Source organism: Peptococcus simiae (genome assembly GCF_046097595.1).
In the GTDB taxonomy this organism is placed as follows: Bacteria; Bacillota; Peptococcia; order Peptococcales; family Peptococcaceae; genus Peptococcus; species Peptococcus simiae.
The window spans coordinates 188,517-205,094 of the sequence record NZ_JBJUVG010000002.1 but is presented as its reverse complement, the minus strand read 5'-3'; the positions used below and the strand labels follow the sequence as shown (position 1 = coordinate 205,094).

Annotated in this window: 18 protein-coding genes, 1 pseudogene and 1 other annotated feature (1 of these 20 cut by a window edge); of the genes and pseudogenes, 18 read left to right on the top strand and 1 reads right to left on the bottom strand. The window is 50.8% G+C overall.

All coding sequences use genetic code 11. The features are described from left to right. Positions 1-116: a binding site (T-box leader), on the top strand; it begins 47 nt to the left of the window's first position. A gap of 41 nt (positions 117-157) precedes the next feature. From glyQ to ACKQTC_RS02450, 3 genes are read left to right on the top strand one after another with little or no spacing between them, the layout of a single operon-like run. Next, positions 158-1,048 (top strand): glycine--tRNA ligase subunit alpha, encoded by an 891-nt coding sequence (glyQ, locus tag ACKQTC_RS02460; RefSeq protein ID WP_408976845.1) that lies wholly within the window; start codon positions 158-160, stop codon positions 1,046-1,048. Beyond that, positions 1,041-3,095 (top strand): glycine--tRNA ligase subunit beta, encoded by a 2,055-nt coding sequence (glyS, locus tag ACKQTC_RS02455; RefSeq protein ID WP_408976844.1) that lies wholly within the window; start codon positions 1,041-1,043, stop codon positions 3,093-3,095. Before glyQ ends, glyS begins: the two co-directional genes overlap by 8 nt. A 16-nt stretch (positions 3,096-3,111) precedes the next feature. After that, positions 3,112-4,776 carry a formate--tetrahydrofolate ligase gene (locus ACKQTC_RS02450; RefSeq protein ID WP_408976843.1) on the top strand — a complete coding sequence of 555 codons (1,665 nt, stop codon included), beginning with the start codon at positions 3,112-3,114 and terminating at the stop codon, positions 4,774-4,776. 50 nt (positions 4,777-4,826) lie between these two features. On the opposite strand, the gene ACKQTC_RS02445 is transcribed toward ACKQTC_RS02450, so the two are convergent. Beyond that, a complete protein-coding gene (locus tag ACKQTC_RS02445) occupies positions 4,827-5,723 on the bottom strand; it encodes a 1,4-dihydroxy-2-naphthoate polyprenyltransferase (RefSeq protein WP_408976842.1) in 897 nt (298 codons plus the stop codon). Between the two features lie 274 nt (positions 5,724-5,997). Between ACKQTC_RS02445 and ACKQTC_RS02440 the strand changes: the two genes are divergently transcribed. From ACKQTC_RS02440 to ACKQTC_RS02370, 15 genes and pseudogenes are all read left to right on the top strand, one after another. Continuing rightward, positions 5,998-6,174, top strand: coding sequence for a 4Fe-4S binding protein (locus ACKQTC_RS02440; protein WP_408976841.1), 177 nt, complete (start codon positions 5,998-6,000; stop codon positions 6,172-6,174). A 21-nt stretch (positions 6,175-6,195) separates the two neighbouring features. Further along, positions 6,196-6,360, top strand: a pseudogene (locus ACKQTC_RS02435) (ribonuclease H1 domain-containing protein); the annotation flags it as partial. Positions 6,361-6,372: 12 nt separating this feature from the next. Further along, positions 6,373-6,858 (top strand): RNase H family protein, encoded by a 486-nt coding sequence (locus ACKQTC_RS02430; RefSeq protein WP_408976941.1) that lies wholly within the window; start codon positions 6,373-6,375, stop codon positions 6,856-6,858. 36 nt (positions 6,859-6,894) lie between these two features. Continuing rightward, positions 6,895-8,130: a murein hydrolase activator EnvC family protein gene (locus tag ACKQTC_RS02425; RefSeq protein WP_408976840.1), complete on the top strand. Its 1,236-nt coding sequence runs from the start codon at positions 6,895-6,897 to the stop codon at positions 8,128-8,130. Positions 8,131-8,193: 63 nt separating this feature from the next. After that, entirely contained in the window at positions 8,194-8,493 is a 300-nt protein-coding gene (gene yhbY / locus ACKQTC_RS02420) for a ribosome assembly RNA-binding protein YhbY (protein ID WP_408976839.1), read from the top strand. A 1-nt stretch (position 8,494) separates the two neighbouring features. Then, entirely contained in the window at positions 8,495-9,613 is a 1,119-nt protein-coding gene (gene proB, locus ACKQTC_RS02415; protein ID WP_408976838.1) for a glutamate 5-kinase, read from the top strand. 13 nt (positions 9,614-9,626) lie between these two features. Next, positions 9,627-10,871: a glutamate-5-semialdehyde dehydrogenase gene (locus ACKQTC_RS02410; protein WP_408976837.1), complete on the top strand. Its 1,245-nt coding sequence runs from the start codon at positions 9,627-9,629 to the stop codon at positions 10,869-10,871. Then, entirely contained in the window at positions 10,871-11,491 is a 621-nt protein-coding gene (nadD, locus tag ACKQTC_RS02405; RefSeq protein WP_408976940.1) for a nicotinate (nicotinamide) nucleotide adenylyltransferase, read from the top strand. Before ACKQTC_RS02410 ends, nadD begins: the two co-directional genes overlap by 1 nt. Continuing rightward, positions 11,481-12,050 (top strand): bis(5'-nucleosyl)-tetraphosphatase (symmetrical) YqeK, encoded by a 570-nt coding sequence (gene yqeK, locus ACKQTC_RS02400; RefSeq protein WP_408976836.1) that lies wholly within the window; start codon positions 11,481-11,483, stop codon positions 12,048-12,050. Before nadD ends, yqeK begins: the two co-directional genes overlap by 11 nt. Positions 12,051-12,077: 27 nt before the next feature. Then, a complete protein-coding gene (rsfS, locus tag ACKQTC_RS02395) occupies positions 12,078-12,449 on the top strand; it encodes a ribosome silencing factor (protein WP_408976835.1) in 372 nt (123 codons plus the stop codon). Then, positions 12,446-13,207 (top strand): glutamate racemase, encoded by a 762-nt coding sequence (gene murI, locus ACKQTC_RS02390; RefSeq protein WP_408976834.1) that lies wholly within the window; start codon positions 12,446-12,448, stop codon positions 13,205-13,207. Before rsfS ends, murI begins: the two co-directional genes overlap by 4 nt. A 21-nt stretch (positions 13,208-13,228) precedes the next feature. Then, positions 13,229-14,113 (top strand): diacylglycerol/lipid kinase family protein, encoded by an 885-nt coding sequence (locus tag ACKQTC_RS02385; protein WP_408976833.1) that lies wholly within the window; start codon positions 13,229-13,231, stop codon positions 14,111-14,113. A gap of 29 nt (positions 14,114-14,142) precedes the next feature. Continuing rightward, positions 14,143-14,838, top strand: coding sequence for a cell division ATP-binding protein FtsE (gene ftsE, locus ACKQTC_RS02380; protein WP_408976832.1), 696 nt, complete (start codon positions 14,143-14,145; stop codon positions 14,836-14,838). After that, entirely contained in the window at positions 14,825-15,715 is an 891-nt protein-coding gene (gene ftsX / locus ACKQTC_RS02375) for a permease-like cell division protein FtsX (protein WP_408976831.1), read from the top strand. The genes ftsE and ftsX overlap by 14 nt, the downstream gene beginning before the upstream one ends. Before the next feature lie 55 nt (positions 15,716-15,770). Further along, positions 15,771-16,577: a purine-nucleoside phosphorylase gene (locus tag ACKQTC_RS02370; RefSeq protein WP_408976830.1), complete on the top strand. Its 807-nt coding sequence runs from the start codon at positions 15,771-15,773 to the stop codon at positions 16,575-16,577. The last annotated feature ends 1 nt before the right edge of the window (position 16,578 follow it).

Genomic DNA, 16,578 nt, shown 5'->3' with positions numbered 1-16,578 from the left:
GCTATCGATGGTGGGAGGATAGTAAATGGTGTTTTTGAAGGGCGCCCGTGAGTTTCTTTTTTTGAGAGAGCGCAAGCTAATCAGGGTGGAACCGCGGGAAACGTCTCGTCCCTGTCTTTGACAGGAACGGGGCGTTTTTTTGATGAAAGGAGATAATATGGATTTTCAAAGTATGATCTTATCCCTCAATAAATTCTGGGGTGATGAGGGCTGCATTATTTTACAGCCCTATGATATAGAAAAAGGGGCCGGGACCATGAACCCGTCTACCTTCTTGCGGGCCTTAGGGCCAGAGCCCTGGCATGTGGCCTATGTTGAGCCCTGCCGCCGTCCAACCGACGGTCGGTACGGGGATAACCCCAACCGCTTGCAACACTACTACCAATATCAGGTCATCCTCAAGCCCTCGCCGGAAAATATCCAGGAACTTTACCTGAAAAGTTTAGAGGTCCTGGGTATTGACATGAGCCGGCATGACGTGCGCTTTGTCGAAGATAACTGGGAATCGCCTACCCTAGGGGCCTGGGGCCTTGGCTGGGAAGTATGGTTGGACGGGATGGAAGTGACCCAGTTTACCTACTTCCAGCAATGCGGGGGCATTGACTGCTCCCCAGTTAGTGGTGAAATCACCTATGGCCTTGAGCGGTTAGCCATGTTTATTGACAATAAGGATAATGTCTATGACCTGCCTTGGGTTGGGGATTTAACCTATGGGGACGTCTTCCACCATAATGAAGTGGAGTATTCCAAGTACAACTTCGAGCTGGCAGACGTGCAGATGCTTTTACAGCTTTTTGATATGTACGAAAAAGAGGCTCTCCGCACCCTGGAAGCAGGCCTGGTCATGCCTGCCTATGATTATGTATTGAAGTGCTCCCATACCTTTAACCTCTTAGATGCTCGCGGGGCCATCAGTGTGACCGAGCGGACCCACTATATCTCCCGGGTCCGGAATATGTCTAGAGCCTGTGCAGAGGCCTATGTGGCTGTACGAGAAGAATTGGGCTACCCCTTATTAAAAGAGAAAAAGGAGGCAGAACATGAGTGATGTTATTTTAGAAATCGGCATGGAAGAGGTCCCGGCACGATTTTTGCCGGCTGCGTTAAAAGAGCTGAAAGCTTCTGCTGAAACAGCCCTTGAAGAAGCTAGACTCCCTTTTTCTGAAGTAAAAACCTTTGCGACACCCAGACGCCTGGTTCTCTATATGCGGGGTGTAGCTGACCGTCAAGAGGATTTGCATGAAGAAGTCCGGGGGCCTTCGGAAAAGGTGGCCTATGACAGTGAGGGCAACCCCAATAAGGCCCTCAAGGGCTTTATGGCTTCACAAGGCGTTGTTCCCGGGGATATTACGATTCGAGACGGCTATGTTTTTGCCACTAAAACAGCCACCGGCGAATCCCGGATGACCGTTTTAAAAGAAATGCTGCCCAAGCTTATTTTAAACTTACACTTTCCTAAAACCATGCGCTGGGGGAGCCACCAACTCCGCTATGTCCGGCCCATTCATTGGATTTTGGCCCTCTGTGATGACCAGGTCATCCCCTTCTCTATTGAAGTGGCTGAATCCGACCGGTTGAGCCGGGGCCACCGTCACTTAGGCGAAAGCGAATTCGCCGTGGCTTCTGTGGATACCTACTTCACCCAGCTGGCAGAAAACTATGTGATTGTTGGCCAGGAAAAACGGCGGGCCATGATCCAGGACCAACTGCAAAAACTGGTCGATGAGGCCGGCGGGCAACTGGAAGAAGATCCTGATCTTTTAGAAGAAATTGTTTACCTGGTCGAATATCCAACTGCCCTTTTGGGCCGCTTTGATGATGCCTTCCTGGAGATTCCGCCGGAACTGGTCATTACTCCGATGAAAGAGCACCAGCGGTACTTCCCGGTCCGGGATGCTGCCGGTAAGGGCCTCTTGAATGCCTTTTTAACTGTTCGTAACGGGACAGATGACTACCTGGATGTCGTCAGAGCCGGGAACGAAAGGGTCCTGCTTGCCCGCCTATCTGATGCCCGTTTCTTCTTTGAAGAAGACTTGAAGGTCTTACCGGAAAGTCGGCTGGAGAAACTGAAAAGCGTTGTTTTCCAGGAAAAGCTGGGCACCGTTTACGAAAAGGTGGACCGGCTGCAAGGCCTGGCTGGTCAGATCGGTCAAGACTTAGGCTATGACGAAAAGACCATTGCGGATGCTGTTCGGGCAGCCCGCCTAGCTAAAACAGACCTGGTGAGCAATGTTGTTGGCGAATTTCCGGAACTTCAGGGTATTATTGGTGAGGTCTATGTAGGGCGAAGCGGCCAAGATAATCAGGCGGTGGCCCAAGCCGTACGGGAACACTATATGCCCCGCTTTTATGGAGATGACCTGCCGGCGACAGAGGCGGGGACTATTTTGGCCCTAGCCGATAAGTTCGATACCATTGTCGGCTGCTTTGCTGCCGGTATTGAACCGACCGGGTCCCAGGACCCCTACGGCCTGCGCCGGCAAGCCAGCGGAATTGTGGCCATTCTCATTTCGAATCAGATTCCTGCTTCCTTAGCGGCCCTGATTGACCTGGCCATTCAAGCCCTGCCCAGCGACTTGGTCGATGATCCGGTAGCCCTGGGGGACCAGGTGCTCCGCTTCTTTGACCAGCGGATGCGGACCGTCCTTAAAGAAAAAGACTATGATACCATCTTTGTTGATGCCCTCTTAGCAGCTGGGTACGATAACCCCCTGGCGACGATGGAAAGGGCAAAAATCATGGATCAGTTCCGCCAAACCGAAAAAGATGCCTTTGAAGGTATCCTGCAAACCTACAAACGGGCCAATAACCTAGCCCGGAAAAGTGATGACCGGGCTATCAATCCGGACTTATTTGACGATCCGACAGAAGGGCAGCTTTTCACTGCCATTCAAGACTACAAGGACAAGCAGAAAGACGCAGGGGTTCAAGATCAATTGCGGGCCTTAACTGTCCTGAGCCAGCCCCTGGATGCCTTTTTTGACGCTGTTATGGTTATGGACGAAAGAGAGGATGTGCGGATGAACCGTCTAGCCCTCTTGCGAGACTACACTGAACTAGGTAAGGCTTTAGCTGACTTTGACCGGTTAAATTAAAAGGTAGGGATTATCTATGAAAACCGATATTGAGATTGCCAACAGCATTGTACCCCAGCCGATAGAAACCATTGCAGACCAGATTAATATCCCCAAAGAAGACCTTTATCTGTACGGCCCCCACAAGGCTAAATTGAACCTCTCTCTCCTAAAAGACCAGGCGACCAAGGGAAAATTGGTCCTGGTTACAGCGATTAACCCCACGCCGGCCGGTGAAGGCAAGACAACGACCACCGTTGGCCTTGGCGATGCCCTCAATAAGGCCGGTCGGCGGACGGTGATTGCCTTGCGGGAACCCTCTCTTGGCCCGGTTTTTGGGATTAAAGGCGGTGCAACCGGCGGGGGCTATGCCCAGGTCATCCCCATGGAAGATATCAACCTCCATTTCACAGGGGATATGCATGCCATTACCTCGGCCAACAATCTTTTATCTGCAGCCATAGATAACCACATCCACCAAGGGAATGCCCTGGGGATTGACCCTCGGCGGATTAGCTGGAAACGATGCCTGGATATGAACGACCGGGCCTTACGCCGGATTGTTTGCGGCCTCGGTGGCCCAGCCAACGGCATGCCCCGGGAAGAAGGATTTGACATTACGGTGGCCTCGGAAGTCATGGCCATTCTCTGCCTTGCTAATAACCTGACCGACTTAAAAGACCGCCTGGGACGGATTATCATCGGTGAAAATTTCGCCGGCGACTATGTATCCGCCAAGGACCTCCAAGTCCATGGGGCCATGGCGATGCTCTTAAAAGACGCCTTGAAACCAAACTTGGTCCAAACCCTTGAGGGGACACCGGCCATTATCCATGGCGGCCCCTTCGCCAACATTGCCCATGGTTGCAACAGCATTATTGCAACTAAAATGGCCCTATCTTTTGGGGATATTGCTGTCACAGAGGCCGGCTTTGGGGCTGACCTGGGCGCTGAGAAATTCTTTGATATTAAGTGTCGCTATGCCGGCTTAGAGCCTTCGGCTGTCGTTGTCGTCGCTACCGTTCGGGCTTTAAAGTACAATGGTGGGGTGGCCAAAGATGACCTAGGAACCGAAAATCTGGAAGCCCTTGAAGACGGTTTGCCCAACCTGCTCCGTCATCTGGATAATATCCAGAAAGTTTACGGGCTACCTGCTGTTGTGGCCATCAACCGCTTCCCGACAGATACAGAGGCCGAGCTGGACCTGATTCGCAAGGCCTGCCGGGATAGGGGGGTTCAAGTGGCCCTTTCAGAAGTATGGGCTAAGGGCAGTGCCGGCGGTGCTGAGCTGGCCGAAGCCGTTCTGGCTCTTTTAGATAAGCCCAGGCAATTTACCTTTGCCTATCCTGTTGAGGCGCCCATTAAAGAAAAAATTCAAGATATCGTGACCCGGATCTACCGCGGAAGAGCTGTCGTTTATAGTGCCCAGGCGGAGAAAGTCATCCGCCAGCTGACCGCAGCCGGCTATGGAGACTTGCCCATTTGCATGGCAAAGACTCAGTACTCCTTTTCTGATGAGGCGACCCGGTTGGGGGCGCCGGAAGACTTTACCGTCACCATCCAAGACCTGCATGTTTCTGCCGGGGCGGGCTTTATTGTCGCTCTTTGTGGCAGCATCTTAACCATGCCGGGCTTACCGAAAGAACCGGCAGCTCTCGGCATGGATGTCAACGCTGAAGGAGAAGTAACAGGCCTATTTTAGAGATACAAAAATCCACCTGCTGTAATGTGCAGGTGGATTTTTTCTTTAAATTAAGGAAGAAAGGATTCTAAAATCAAGGCCAGGGCCAAATAACTCCCATAGTCCCGGTTTAATTTGGACATCTGGGCCATAGCCGGCATCATTTCTGCAGGAGACTGGTTTTCTCGGGAAAAGCCGCCAATGACCTTCCGGACCCGCCAAGCAGATAGCCAGGGCAAGAGGATGACCCACTTGTGCCCTGTTCCCAGGAGGACGAAAGTCCAAAGGTAGGCCAGGGCCAGGCCACAGGCAATAAAGATAACACTCTTTCGATGGCCCAGCAAAATGACCAGTGTCCGGCGGCCGCCCTTTTGATCCCCGACCCGGTCCCGTAAATTATTAGCCGTTAAAATAAGTCCGATTAAAATAAAAATAGGGAAGGCTACCCATAAGACATGGGTGGTGAGCTTGCCCAGCTGGACATAGTAAGCGATACAGGTGATGCCGGCCCCCATGGTCCCACCGGCAAAAATTTCACCAAAGGGCGTCCGGGAGAGGGGCAGGGGACCACCGGCATATAAAAAGGCAATAAGGACACAGAGGGCCCCCACAAGGAGGAGCCACCAGCTGGTACTCCAGGCCAGGTAGAGCCCTAAAAGAACCGCTAGTCCCAGGCAGACAAAGGCCGTCCGCAAGACAAAGGAGGGGCTGAGCCCATCATGGACGATGGTCCCTCCAATCCCGATGGAGGCCTGGGTATCCAAGCCGCTATGGAAGTCAAAGTACTCATTCAGTAGATTCGCTGCAATTTGGATAAGCACCGAGGCCGCCAGCATAGCCAGGAGGATCAAGTCCCTTAGCCGTCCACTTTCCTGCATGGCCAGGGCCGTCCCGACAAAGACCGGAATAAAGCTTGCTGATAGGGTATGGGGGCGAATCATTCGCCACCAAAAATCAATAGAACGCACTAAAACACCTCATTTCTATAAAGAAAGTGTACCATAGACGGGCCCAATGTCAATTTGAATAAAAAGACCTCGAAGGGGAGATGTAACCACATTGTCATTAATCCGTATGAATAAAAGGAAAATCGCCTTGTTGAGCGATTTCTAAAAAGTATTCACTGGAAGGTTACTTAGGAGTAACTTAAACTCAGAAGTTTTATTATTGAGCGGTGCCCTTCCTTTTGTTATAATGATAGGTGTTGGAGGTTAACGATAAGAGGAAAAGAGGTGTTCTTAAATGGCTCACGTGATTAATGGAGATTGCTGCATTTCTTGCGGCGCATGTGAAGGCGAATGCCCGGTTAGCGCAATTAGTGCTAATGACGATGGGATCCGTGTCGTTGACGCTGATGCTTGCATCGACTGCGGTAGCTGTGCAGCAGCTTGCCCGTCTGACTGTATTGATGCTGAATAATTTAAGTCAGGCTTCACCGATGTGCCGCTTTGCGGCACACTACATAGACAGGAGGATACCTTAATTAAGTATTATGCTGTCAAAATAGGACGTGCCCCTGGGATTTATACCGACTGGGAAAACTGCAAAAAACAGGTCCATGGTTTCCCTGGTGCGGTATATAAAAGTTTTAAAGATAAAGAGGCTGCCGAGCACTACATGCAGGGTGCCCCCTCAACCCCATCTTCAAAGGAGCTCGCCGCTGCTACCCCTCAACCGACAGAGGACCGGTTCGTTGCCTATGTGGACGGGAGCTATGACGCCCGTACCGGCAGGTATGCCTGCGGTGTGGTGATGCTAACGGTAGCCGGCCGGAAGACTTTCTCTGAAGCCTATACCGATCCTGAAAATGCCAAGCTCCATAATGTGGCCGGTGAGCTGGCCGGTGCCTACCGGGCTATGGCCTATGCCCTGGACCAGGGGGTCTCGGAGTTGGTGATTGTACATGATTACACCGGCATTGCAGAGTGGGCCAGGGGGAGTTGGAAAGCCAACCTGCCCTTGACTCAGGATTATCAGCAATATGCCCAGCACGTTCAAGGAAAACTTAAACTCCGCTTTATAAAAGTCAAGGGACATAGCGGAGACACATATAATGACTATGCAGATCGATTGGCTAGAGAAGCCTTAGCTATAAAGGGGTAAGAACGCCACAAATAAATATAAATAAGGATGGATGGTATGCACGCAGCTAAGAAATGGATTGCCTCCTGCCTCATGTTAACCGTGGCAGGAGGGCTTTTAACGCCACAGGCGGCCCAGGCAAGTTCCGTTCAGGATTTGCAAAACAAAAAAGGGCACTTGGAGGCAGATATAAAGGCCGCAAAAGCCGATAGAGATAAAACCGCTGGGAATAAACGGAGTAATGCCCAGGCCCTAGAGGCCATTCAAACAGGCATTTCAACGACCAAACAGCGTATTGGTATTTTATCCGACCAATTAGCCGTCTCTGAAGGCCGGATTTCAGCTAAAGAAGTTGAAATCGCCGAAAAACAAAAAGAATTTGACGCCCGCAAAGCGACGCTGAACAGTCGTCTAGTTGAAATCTATAAAAAAGGCGATAATAACTTCATCGAAGTCCTTTTCCAGTCAGAAGACTTTTCGGACTTTCTGACCCGGTTTGAGTATATGTCCTTAATCGCTAAAAAGGACCAGGACTTATTACGTGAAATTGCTGAAATGCAGAAGAGCTTACAGGCTGAAAGGTCTGCCTTACAAGAGGAAAAATCCCACTATACAGCTCTAAAGGCTGAGCAGGAATCCCACCAGGCCGGCCTGCAACGGCAAGAAGCCGAAAAACAGGAACTGGCGAAAAACCTGGATGCGGAAGAAGCCTCTTTAAATGAGCGCATTGCCGCCATGAATGCAGCCAGCATTGACATCGGCAATCAAATCGTTGCCATTCAGCAAAGGGAAGCAGAAGCCGCTCGTGCCCGGGCTGCTCAAATTCAAGCTCAACAGGCTGCAGCTGCCCGAGGCACCTCCGTACCGGCTAATATCCCGGATGCGCCTATTACTGTTTCCGCCGGGGGCTATGTCTGGCCTGTGCCGTCTTCCCATTACGTCAGCAGTCGGTACGGCCCAAGGGTTTACCCCTTTGGGGGGACAGACTTCCATATGGGTCAGGACATTGCAGCACCTACCGGGGCGCCTATTGTGGCTAGCCGGAGTGGGAAAATCATTCTTCAGGTGTACCATCCGAGTTATGGTAATTATGTTGTAGTCGATCATGGTGATGGGGTTAGTACGGTTTATGCCCATATGTCTGGCTTTGCCAGCAGCCTAGGGGCAAATGTTAATGCTGGGGATATCATTGGTTTTATTGGCTCTACAGGAGACAGTACCGGTCCCCATTTGCATTTTGAAGTCCGTATTAATGGTCAGCATACAGATCCTGCAGCTTATATTGGTTGTTAATTCATCTCCTCGGTTTGTCGCCGAGGAGTTATTTTATTCCAGGCAAATATAGGAGGATATTCTGTGGCATTAACAAAAAATCAAATCCGCGACCTGCGTAAGATGGCACAAGCCCTTAAGGGTCAGGTCCAAGTCGGTAAAAGCGGCATTACAGAGGGCACCCTGGTCAACTTAAATGAGTCCTTAAAGGCCCATGAACTCGTCAAAATCACTGTTTTAAAGAACGCTACAGATAATACAAAAGAGGTAGCCCAGGCGCTCGCTCAGGCAACTGGTGCTGACATTGTCCAGGTCATTGGTCGACAGATTGTCTTATTCAAACGGAACCCGGACAACCCGGTCATTCAATTGGCGGCGATATAAAATGGAGACCGCAAATCATATCCGTCGGCTTGTCGTCAAGGTCGGAACCAGCACCCTCATCCATGCCAGCGGGAAGCCAAACTTGCGCCGAATTAATGAGCTAGTGGAAATCCTAGTGGATTTAAGTCATAATGGAATTGAGTGTATCCTCGTTTCATCGGGGGCCATCGGCATTGGCATGAGCCACTTGCGTCTAGGCCACCGGGGCAAGACCTTATCTGAAAAGCAAGCCTTGGCCGCTGTCGGCCAAGGCCTCCTGATGCACTTGTATGAACGAAAATTTAGCGAGTTTGGGGCAACCGCTGCCCAACTCTTACTGACCCGGGATGACTTGGCGGACAGACAGCGCTTTCTCAATGCCCGTAACACCATCCATGAGCTCTTAAAATTGGATGTCGTCCCGGTCATCAATGAAAATGATACCGTTTCTGTAGATGAAATCCGCTTTGGGGACAATGATTCCCTGGCCGCCCTGGTTTCTATTTTAATCGATGCGGACCTGGTCATCCTTTTAACGGATGTCGATGGCCTTTATACCGATAACCCAGTGACCAACCCCTTGGCGGAAAAAATCCACCGGGTGCCTGCCATTACTGAAGCATTAGAAGAAATGGCTGGCTCAGCAGGGTCTTACGTAGGCACCGGCGGGATGAAGACAAAGATAGAGGCAGCAAAGATTGCCACTTCCGCAGGTATTCCCCTCGTCATTGCTTCAGGGGAAAAACCCCAATTGGTTTACGATATTGTCGAAGGCAAGGACGTTGGGACCTATTTTAATGCCCAGGCTGTTACGGCCCATAGTCGCAAAAGCTGGATCATTTACGGCGCCCGTCCCTTGGGGACCATTACCATTGATGATGGCGCTGTAGAGGCCATTACCCGGAAGGGAAAAAGTTTGTTACCGGCAGGTGTTGTTGAGGTAAAAGGCGACTTTCAACAAGGGGATATGGTGGACATTGCTTCCACGCATGGTAAAATAATAGCCAAAGGGATTTCGAACTATGCTGCGTCAGATATCGACAAGATAAAAGGCCTACACACGACTGAGATTGACCAAGTTCTGGAAGGACGCAGCTATGATGTCGTCATTCACCGCGACAATATGGGCCTTACCCATTAAGGAGGATCCAATTATGTCATTGGAACAAATGGCGCGCAATGCTAAGGCAGCGTCAAAGGTACTAGCCTTGAGTGATCAGGTCATGAAAAACAATGCCCTTAGCGCAATGGCAGATGCCTTGCTATTAGAAAAAGCCTACTTACAAAATGAAAATAATAAAGATATGCAGGCCGGGCGTGAGGCGAATATGTCTGAAGCCTTGCTGGACCGTCTGCTCCTGACCGATGCCCGTATTGAGGATATGGCCAAGGGGCTCAAAGACCTCTGCGATATGCCTGACCCCATTGGTCAGGTGACAGAATCCTGGCGCACAGAAAATGGCCTGCAAATTTCCCGGCAATCCGTCCCGCTGGGGGTTATCTTGATGATTTATGAGGCCCGGCCGAATGTTACAGCCGATGCAGCCGGCCTTTGCTTAAAGAGTGGCAATGCTGTTATTTTACGGGGCAGTCGGTCTGCCATTCATTCGAATATCGCCATCGCCTCCGTTCTAAAGCGGGCCCTGGCTGATACAGGTATCCCGACAGATGCCATCCAGCTGGTTGAGGATGTTTCCCACGAAGCGGTTGGTGAACTCTTGCGGATGAATAACTGGATTGACCTGGCGATTCCCCGAGGTGGAGCAGGCCTCATTAAAAGTGTCGTTAGCCAGGCCAGCATTCCTGTTATTGAAACCGGGACCGGGAACTGTCACCTGTATGTCGATGCCCCGGCTGACTTGAGCAAGGCTTTGGCCATCACCATGAATGGTAAGGTCCAACGGCCGGGCGTTTGCAATGCGCTTGAAACCCTCCTGGTCCATAAGGATGTCGCCGATGCCTTTTTGCCAATGGCCTTAGAGGCCCTGAAAACCGCCGGTGTAGAGATTCGTGGTTGCGATCAGACCATGACCTACGGTAAGGAGATTGCTGCAGCTACAGAAGATGACTATGCAACCGAGTTCCACGACCTTATTTTAGCGGTTAAGGTGGTCGATAGCTTTGCGGATGCGGTGAGCCACATTAACCGCTACAGCAGCGGCCATTCCGATGTTATCGTTACAGAAAGCTATAGCCATGCCCAGGCCTTCTTAAATGAAATCGACTCTGCCTGTGTCTATGTCAATGCCTCCAGCCGCTTTAGCGATGGGAGCCAGTTTGGCTTTGGGGCGGAAATCGGCATCAGTACTCAAAAAATGCACGCTCGTGGTCCGATGGGAATTCAAGCCCTGACCAGTTACAAATATACCATTTGTGGTAAAGGGCAAATTCGCGAGTGATGCGGATCGCTTTTTTCGGCGGGAGTTTTAACCCGCCCCACCAGGCCCATAAGGCTATTTTGACCCATTTGATGGCGCGCTTTCAGTTTGACCTGACCCTTGTAGCGCCGGCCTACACGCCGCCGCACAAAAAGAATCTCAAGCAAGCCTCCTTTGAAGATCGGCTGGCGATGACCCGGCTGGCCTTCGCCAATATTGAGGGCATAGAGGTCTCTGATTTAGAAAGCCGGCGTCAGGGACCCTCTTATACGGTTGATACCCTGGCAAAAATCGCCCAGCGCTACCCGGATAGCCAGCTCTACCTGGTGACCGGTGGCGATGCCTACCATCAATTCTGTACCTGGCACCGCTGGGAGGAAATCCTGGACCAGGCCTGTCTAATCATTGCCCGGCGGCCCGGCTATCTCTTGACCGGTAACCTGGTTTTAGAAGAAACAGCCGTTAAAAGTGGCCAGGGCATGATTCTGACAAGCGTCCCGCAACTGGCTATTTCTTCAACGGCTATCCGGACTAGAATTGCTCAAGGCGATAGCCCGGAGGGTTGGTTGGCGGACGACGTGGCCGGGTATATCCGGGCCAAACACTTGTATCAAATGGGGGATGACCATCTTGAAGTATGAGCAATTCCGAACCTTACTCAGCCAGGCGCTGGGCCCCAAGCGCCTGGCCCACTGTGACCGGGTCGCTGATACAGCCGCCCGGTTGGCTGAAAAGTATGGGGCTGATGTGGATGCGGCCTATCTGGCAGGGCTGATGCATGACTATGCTAAAAAACTGGACCAAGGGCGGCTATACGAGATTGCCCAAGAGGGGCAGCTCATCACCGACCCCTGTGAAGAAAAGGTGCCGGACTTACTACATGGGGTCGTTGGCGCATATCTTCTGGAAAAATCGGGTACGATTACTAATAAGGACGTCTTACAAGCCATGGCTAGTCATACGGTCGGACGGGCCAACATGTCCCTACTGGAAAAGGTCGTCTACCTGGCTGACTATATTGAACCGGGCCGGACAACGCCCGGGCTAGAGGCGGTACGTCAGGCTACAGAGAAAAACTTAGACGAAGGTCTCTTCCTAGCCTTGTCTAATACGCTCACCTGGCTCTTAAGTGAAAGAAAAGTAATTCACTCCAACTCAATTCTCATGTACAACTGGCTGATAACTGAGGTCTTAAATTGAAATAGGCGAATACAAAGGAGTTTTAACTTGGAACTTGAACTGAAAAGCATTGTTCAAACATTAGACCAGCACAAGGGCGAAGATATCAAGGTTCTGGAAATCGGCGCCTTATCCAGCATCGGGGACTACTTTGTCCTGGTGACAGCATTAAACAATACCCATGCCCAAGCCCTGGCCCATTATGTTGAGGAGGAAGTCTTCAAAGCCGGCGGTCAAAAGCCTTTGCGGATTGAAGGCTTGCGCGAAGGCACCTGGATTCTAATGGACTATGGCGATATCATCGTACATATCTTTACGGCTGAAGAGCGTAGTTATTATGGCCTGGAAAAATTATGGGGCGATGCTGAGGAAGTCGCTACCGACGCCTTAACGGGTGGCCCTTCTGAAGAACAATCATGAGACCTGTTGCCATCTTTGATTCGGGGATTGGCGGGCTCACTGTTATGGCAGAGGTTCAACGCCGGATGCCGCACCTGCCGCTTATTTTTTATGCAGATCAGGATCACGTTCCCTATGGGAATAAGACACCGGAGCGGATCCGGGCTTATATGATAGAGGTTCTAGAAGACCTTAAGCCTTACAATATCCAGGCCTTGCTTTTGGCCTGCAACACGGCCACCAGCGCTGCGGCCGATTTTTTGCGTGCCCAGACAGACTTTCCCATTGTTGGTATGGAACCGGCTGTCAAACCGGCGGTGCTTAAGGAGGCTGTGGATAAAAAAATCCTGGTCAGTGCCACTGACTTGACCCTTAGGCTGGATAAACTCACCCGGCTGATAAAAAATTTGGCGGCAGAGGACCGGGTCCAGCGCTTATCCCTACAAGAGCTGGTTGCCTTTGCAGAAAAAGGGGACTTCGATAGCCCTGCTGTTGAGCAATACCTGCGAGACCAGCTTCAGCCGTATGACTTATCCACTGTGGGGGCCTTGGTTTTAGGTTGCACCCACTTCCTTTACTTTAAGCCTCTATTAGAGGCCATTCTTCCGCCGGCCATTGATATTATCGATGGCAATGCCGGCACCGTGAAGCAATTACAAAAGTTGATTGTCTATCATGAAGATGGTCAGGGGGCAGAGCCCCGTCCCCAATTTATTGTTTCGGGACGACCGGCCAGTAAGGAAGAAGACTTTTTCCAAGCCTGTTTGCGCCGTAGCTAGATGTTTAGGAGGTGGTGACGTATGAAAAAGCTGCTCTTTATAATCAATCCTGCCGCCGGCAGAAGCAGCTTACGGGATAACTTGCTGAGTGTCGTGAAAGTCTTCTCTGATGCCGATTATCTCGTAACCCTTTATATCACCAAGTGTGCCGGTGATGGGCAAGAACATGTGGCTCGGGCAGCAAAAGAATACGATATCATCGTTTGTGCCGGTGGTGACGGAACCCTCAATGAAGTGGTTAACGGTATCCTTTTAAGTGGCTGGGATGTCCCCCTAGGTTATATTCCGGCCGGCACGACAAATGATTTTGCCAGCAGTCACCAGCTCAGCCGGATTCCTCGTCAGGCTGCCCGCAATATCGTAGAGGGGAAACCCTTTCCCCATGATGTTGGCGAATTTAATGGTGAGTACTTCACCTACGTAGCGGCCTGTGGCCTCTTCTCCGACGTTTCATTTTCAACGCCCCAGGCCCTGAAAAATGCCTTTGGCCGCTTTGCCTACTACTTTGAAGGGGCCCGTAAAATCCAGGAAATCACCCAGGAATTTCCCTTGGAACTGACGGTTGATGGAAAAGCCATGACGAGTAAGTATTGTTTTTTGGCCGTCGCCAACTCCCTATCCCTAGGCGGGGTCTTACAATTTCCTGAAGACATGGTCTCTCTGTCGGACGGTATTTTGGAAATCTTGGCGGTCAAGGCGCCTCAAAATCCCATTGAATTTCATAATTTAATGCGCGCTATGGTTGAAAAGGACTATAATAATGACATGGTCCGTTGCATTCATGGCAAGGAAATTCGTGTCCAGACGGACGTGCCCCTGGTCTGGACCCTAGATGGTGAATCCGGCGGGAAACATACAGATGTCACCATTCGCGTTTGCGAGAGACAAATTCGCTTGATTTATTAGATCAATTTTACAAGGATGGTAGCTCGTTCATGATTCGATTTGAAAAGGTAAAAAAGCAATTTAAAAATGGAACGGTTGCTTTAGAAGATATCAATTTGACAATCCATGATGGTGAATTCGTTTATATTGTCGGCATGAGTGGGGCCGGCAAATCAACCCTTATCAAACTGCTTCTAAAAGAATATGATGTCACCGAAGGGGCCATCACTGTCGATGGCTTGCGGCTTAACCGGATACCGGCCGGTAAAATTCCGGCCTATCGCCGAAATATCGGCTTTGTCTTTCAAAACTTCCGCCTGCTTTCTGACCGGACAGCCTTTGAAAACGTTGCCTTTGCCTGTGAGTGCATGGGCTTGAATAGCCGAGAAGTCCGTCGAAAAAGCCGAGACGCCCTGCAATTTGTCGGTTTACAGGATAGAATGAACCACCGGCCGGATGAATTGTCTGCCGGTGAGCAACAACGGGTATCTATTGCAAGAGCCGTCATCAACAACCCGCGCCTTGTCATCTGTGACGAGCCCACCGGGAACCTGGACCAGCAAACGGCCAGCGGCATCATGCAGCTCATGGAAAATATCCACCAAAGTGGGGCAACAGTCATCATGGCCACCCATGACCACCGCTTACTGGATAACCATAAGCACCGGGTCATCAGTTTATTTGAGGGTCGGATTGTTGCTGATAGTAAGCCGCAGGCAGGAGGACTCAACCGTGAAATGGATTAATCATATGCTTTATGGCCTGCGGGATACCTTCCGCGCCCTCTTCAGACACAAGGCCATGGCCGGGTTGACGGTCATTACCATCGCCATTACCCTATTTATCTTGGGGGCGGTCATCCTCTTTGCCTTGAATAGCCAGGCAGCATCTCAAAAAGTAGAGTCTGAACTGGAAATGGTGGCTTATTTAAATGCCGGCCTATCCAACGATCAAATTGCCCAGTTGGGCGATAGCATCGGCAAACTGCCGGATGTGGCTGAAGTCAAGTTTGTGAGTAAAGAGGATGCAATCAATGAGTTGAATGCTCGCTTTCAAGAGAATGACGACTTAAAAATATCCCTAGACGGGGACAACCCCCTGCCGGATGCCTACCGGATTCGCTTAGAAAATGCCGATGCCAGCGACCAGGTCGCTGCAAAAATAAAAGGTATGGAAGGGGTCGACGATTTGCGATATGGCCAAGACCTGGTCCAAAATGTGGTCAAACTCAATCATTCGGTCAAGGTTTTCGTTTTCCTTGCCGTCGCCCTGATGCTCTTTGCCACCCTCTTTTTAATTAGCAGCACCATTAGCCTGACCGTTTCCGGTCGGCGGGAGGAAATCACGATTATGTCCCTCATCGGTGCCTCCGCCAGCACCATTCGGATGCCCTTTTTCTTAGAGGGCATTATTATTGGTGCCGTTGGCTCAATCATTTCCATCATCGGCCTGACTTTTGGCTATGGGAAAATGGAGGACTATATTTCTCACTTACTGCCTTTTTTACCCATCTATTTAAATATGACGGTCATTTATGCATTAATGGGACTTTTGTTGGCCATAGGGGTTATTCTTGGTGCTATAGGTAGTGCTTTTGCCGTCCGCAAGCATTTAAACGTTTAATTTGACCGGCACACATTGATATAGTGTGCCGGTTTTTCATAAGGAGGAAAAAACGATGGAAAAGCCCTTCCCGCAAATTTTACAAGCAATCGCTGATCAAAAGCCGACCATTGGCCTTATTCTAGGGTCCGGTTTAAATAGTATCGCTGACCGAATTAACCAGGCCCTCACCATCCCTTATTCAGATATTCCTGGATTTAAGGTATCTACAGCCCCGGGTCATCGTGGCCAGCTCATCTGTGGCCAATTGGCCGGGCAAAGCATCCTGGCCATGCAGGGCCGGTTACATTACTATGAGGGCTATGACCTAACTGATGTGGTTTACCCGATTCGCCTGATGCACCAGCTGGGGATAAAGACCCTGATTGTGTCTAATGCTGCCGGCGGCATCAACGAGCGCTTTTCTGTCGGTGACCTCATGTTGATTACCGACCACATCAACTTCACCGGCAACAACGCCCTCATTGGCCCGGTTGCTGAAGGGGAACTCCGCTTTCCGGATATGACTTACGCCTATGCGCCGATTCTACAGGACAAGGTCCGCCAGGCGGCGGACCGCCTAAAGATGCCCCTCCAGGAAGGGGTTTACGTCGCGACTTCCGGGCCGAGCTATGAAACGCCGGCAGAAATCCGGGCCTTCCGCATTTGGGGCGGGGACGCAGTGGGCATGTCTACCATTCATGAGGTGACGGCCGCCAATGCCCTGCAAATGCAAGTCATCGGCATTTCCTGTATTGCTAATATGGCAGCCGGTATCCTGCCAGACCGGTTGACGGAAGAGGATGTCTTACGGGCCGGCAAGGCTGTCGAAGAAAAATTCTCGAATCTTATTATTGAAACGATTAAAGACCTGGAGGGGTAGT

Bases quoted from the DNA above. Each gene is read 5' to 3' on its own strand.
- ACKQTC_RS02440 (WP_408976841.1), top strand. From the start codon at position 5,998: ATGGCTCACGTGATTAATGGAGATTGCTGCATTTCTTGCGGCGCATGT.
- ACKQTC_RS02430 (WP_408976941.1), top strand. From the start codon at position 6,373: ATGCAGGGTGCCCCCTCAACCCCATCTTCAAAGGAGCTCGCCGCTGCT.
- ACKQTC_RS02450 (WP_408976843.1), top strand. From the start codon at position 3,112: ATGAAAACCGATATTGAGATTGCCAACAGCATTGTACCCCAGCCGATA.
- proB (WP_408976838.1), top strand. From the start codon at position 8,495: ATGGAGACCGCAAATCATATCCGTCGGCTTGTCGTCAAGGTCGGAACC.
- ACKQTC_RS02410 (WP_408976837.1), top strand. From the start codon at position 9,627: ATGTCATTGGAACAAATGGCGCGCAATGCTAAGGCAGCGTCAAAGGTA.
- murI (WP_408976834.1), top strand. From the start codon at position 12,446: ATGAGACCTGTTGCCATCTTTGATTCGGGGATTGGCGGGCTCACTGTT.
- nadD (WP_408976940.1), top strand. From the start codon at position 10,871: ATGCGGATCGCTTTTTTCGGCGGGAGTTTTAACCCGCCCCACCAGGCC.
- ACKQTC_RS02385 (WP_408976833.1), top strand. From the start codon at position 13,229: ATGAAAAAGCTGCTCTTTATAATCAATCCTGCCGCCGGCAGAAGCAGC.
- ACKQTC_RS02370 (WP_408976830.1), top strand. From the start codon at position 15,771: ATGGAAAAGCCCTTCCCGCAAATTTTACAAGCAATCGCTGATCAAAAG.
- glyQ (WP_408976845.1), top strand. From the start codon at position 158: ATGGATTTTCAAAGTATGATCTTATCCCTCAATAAATTCTGGGGTGAT.
- ACKQTC_RS02425 (WP_408976840.1), top strand. From the start codon at position 6,895: ATGCACGCAGCTAAGAAATGGATTGCCTCCTGCCTCATGTTAACCGTG.
- ftsE (WP_408976832.1), top strand. From the start codon at position 14,143: ATGATTCGATTTGAAAAGGTAAAAAAGCAATTTAAAAATGGAACGGTT.
- glyS (WP_408976844.1), top strand. From the start codon at position 1,041: ATGAGTGATGTTATTTTAGAAATCGGCATGGAAGAGGTCCCGGCACGA.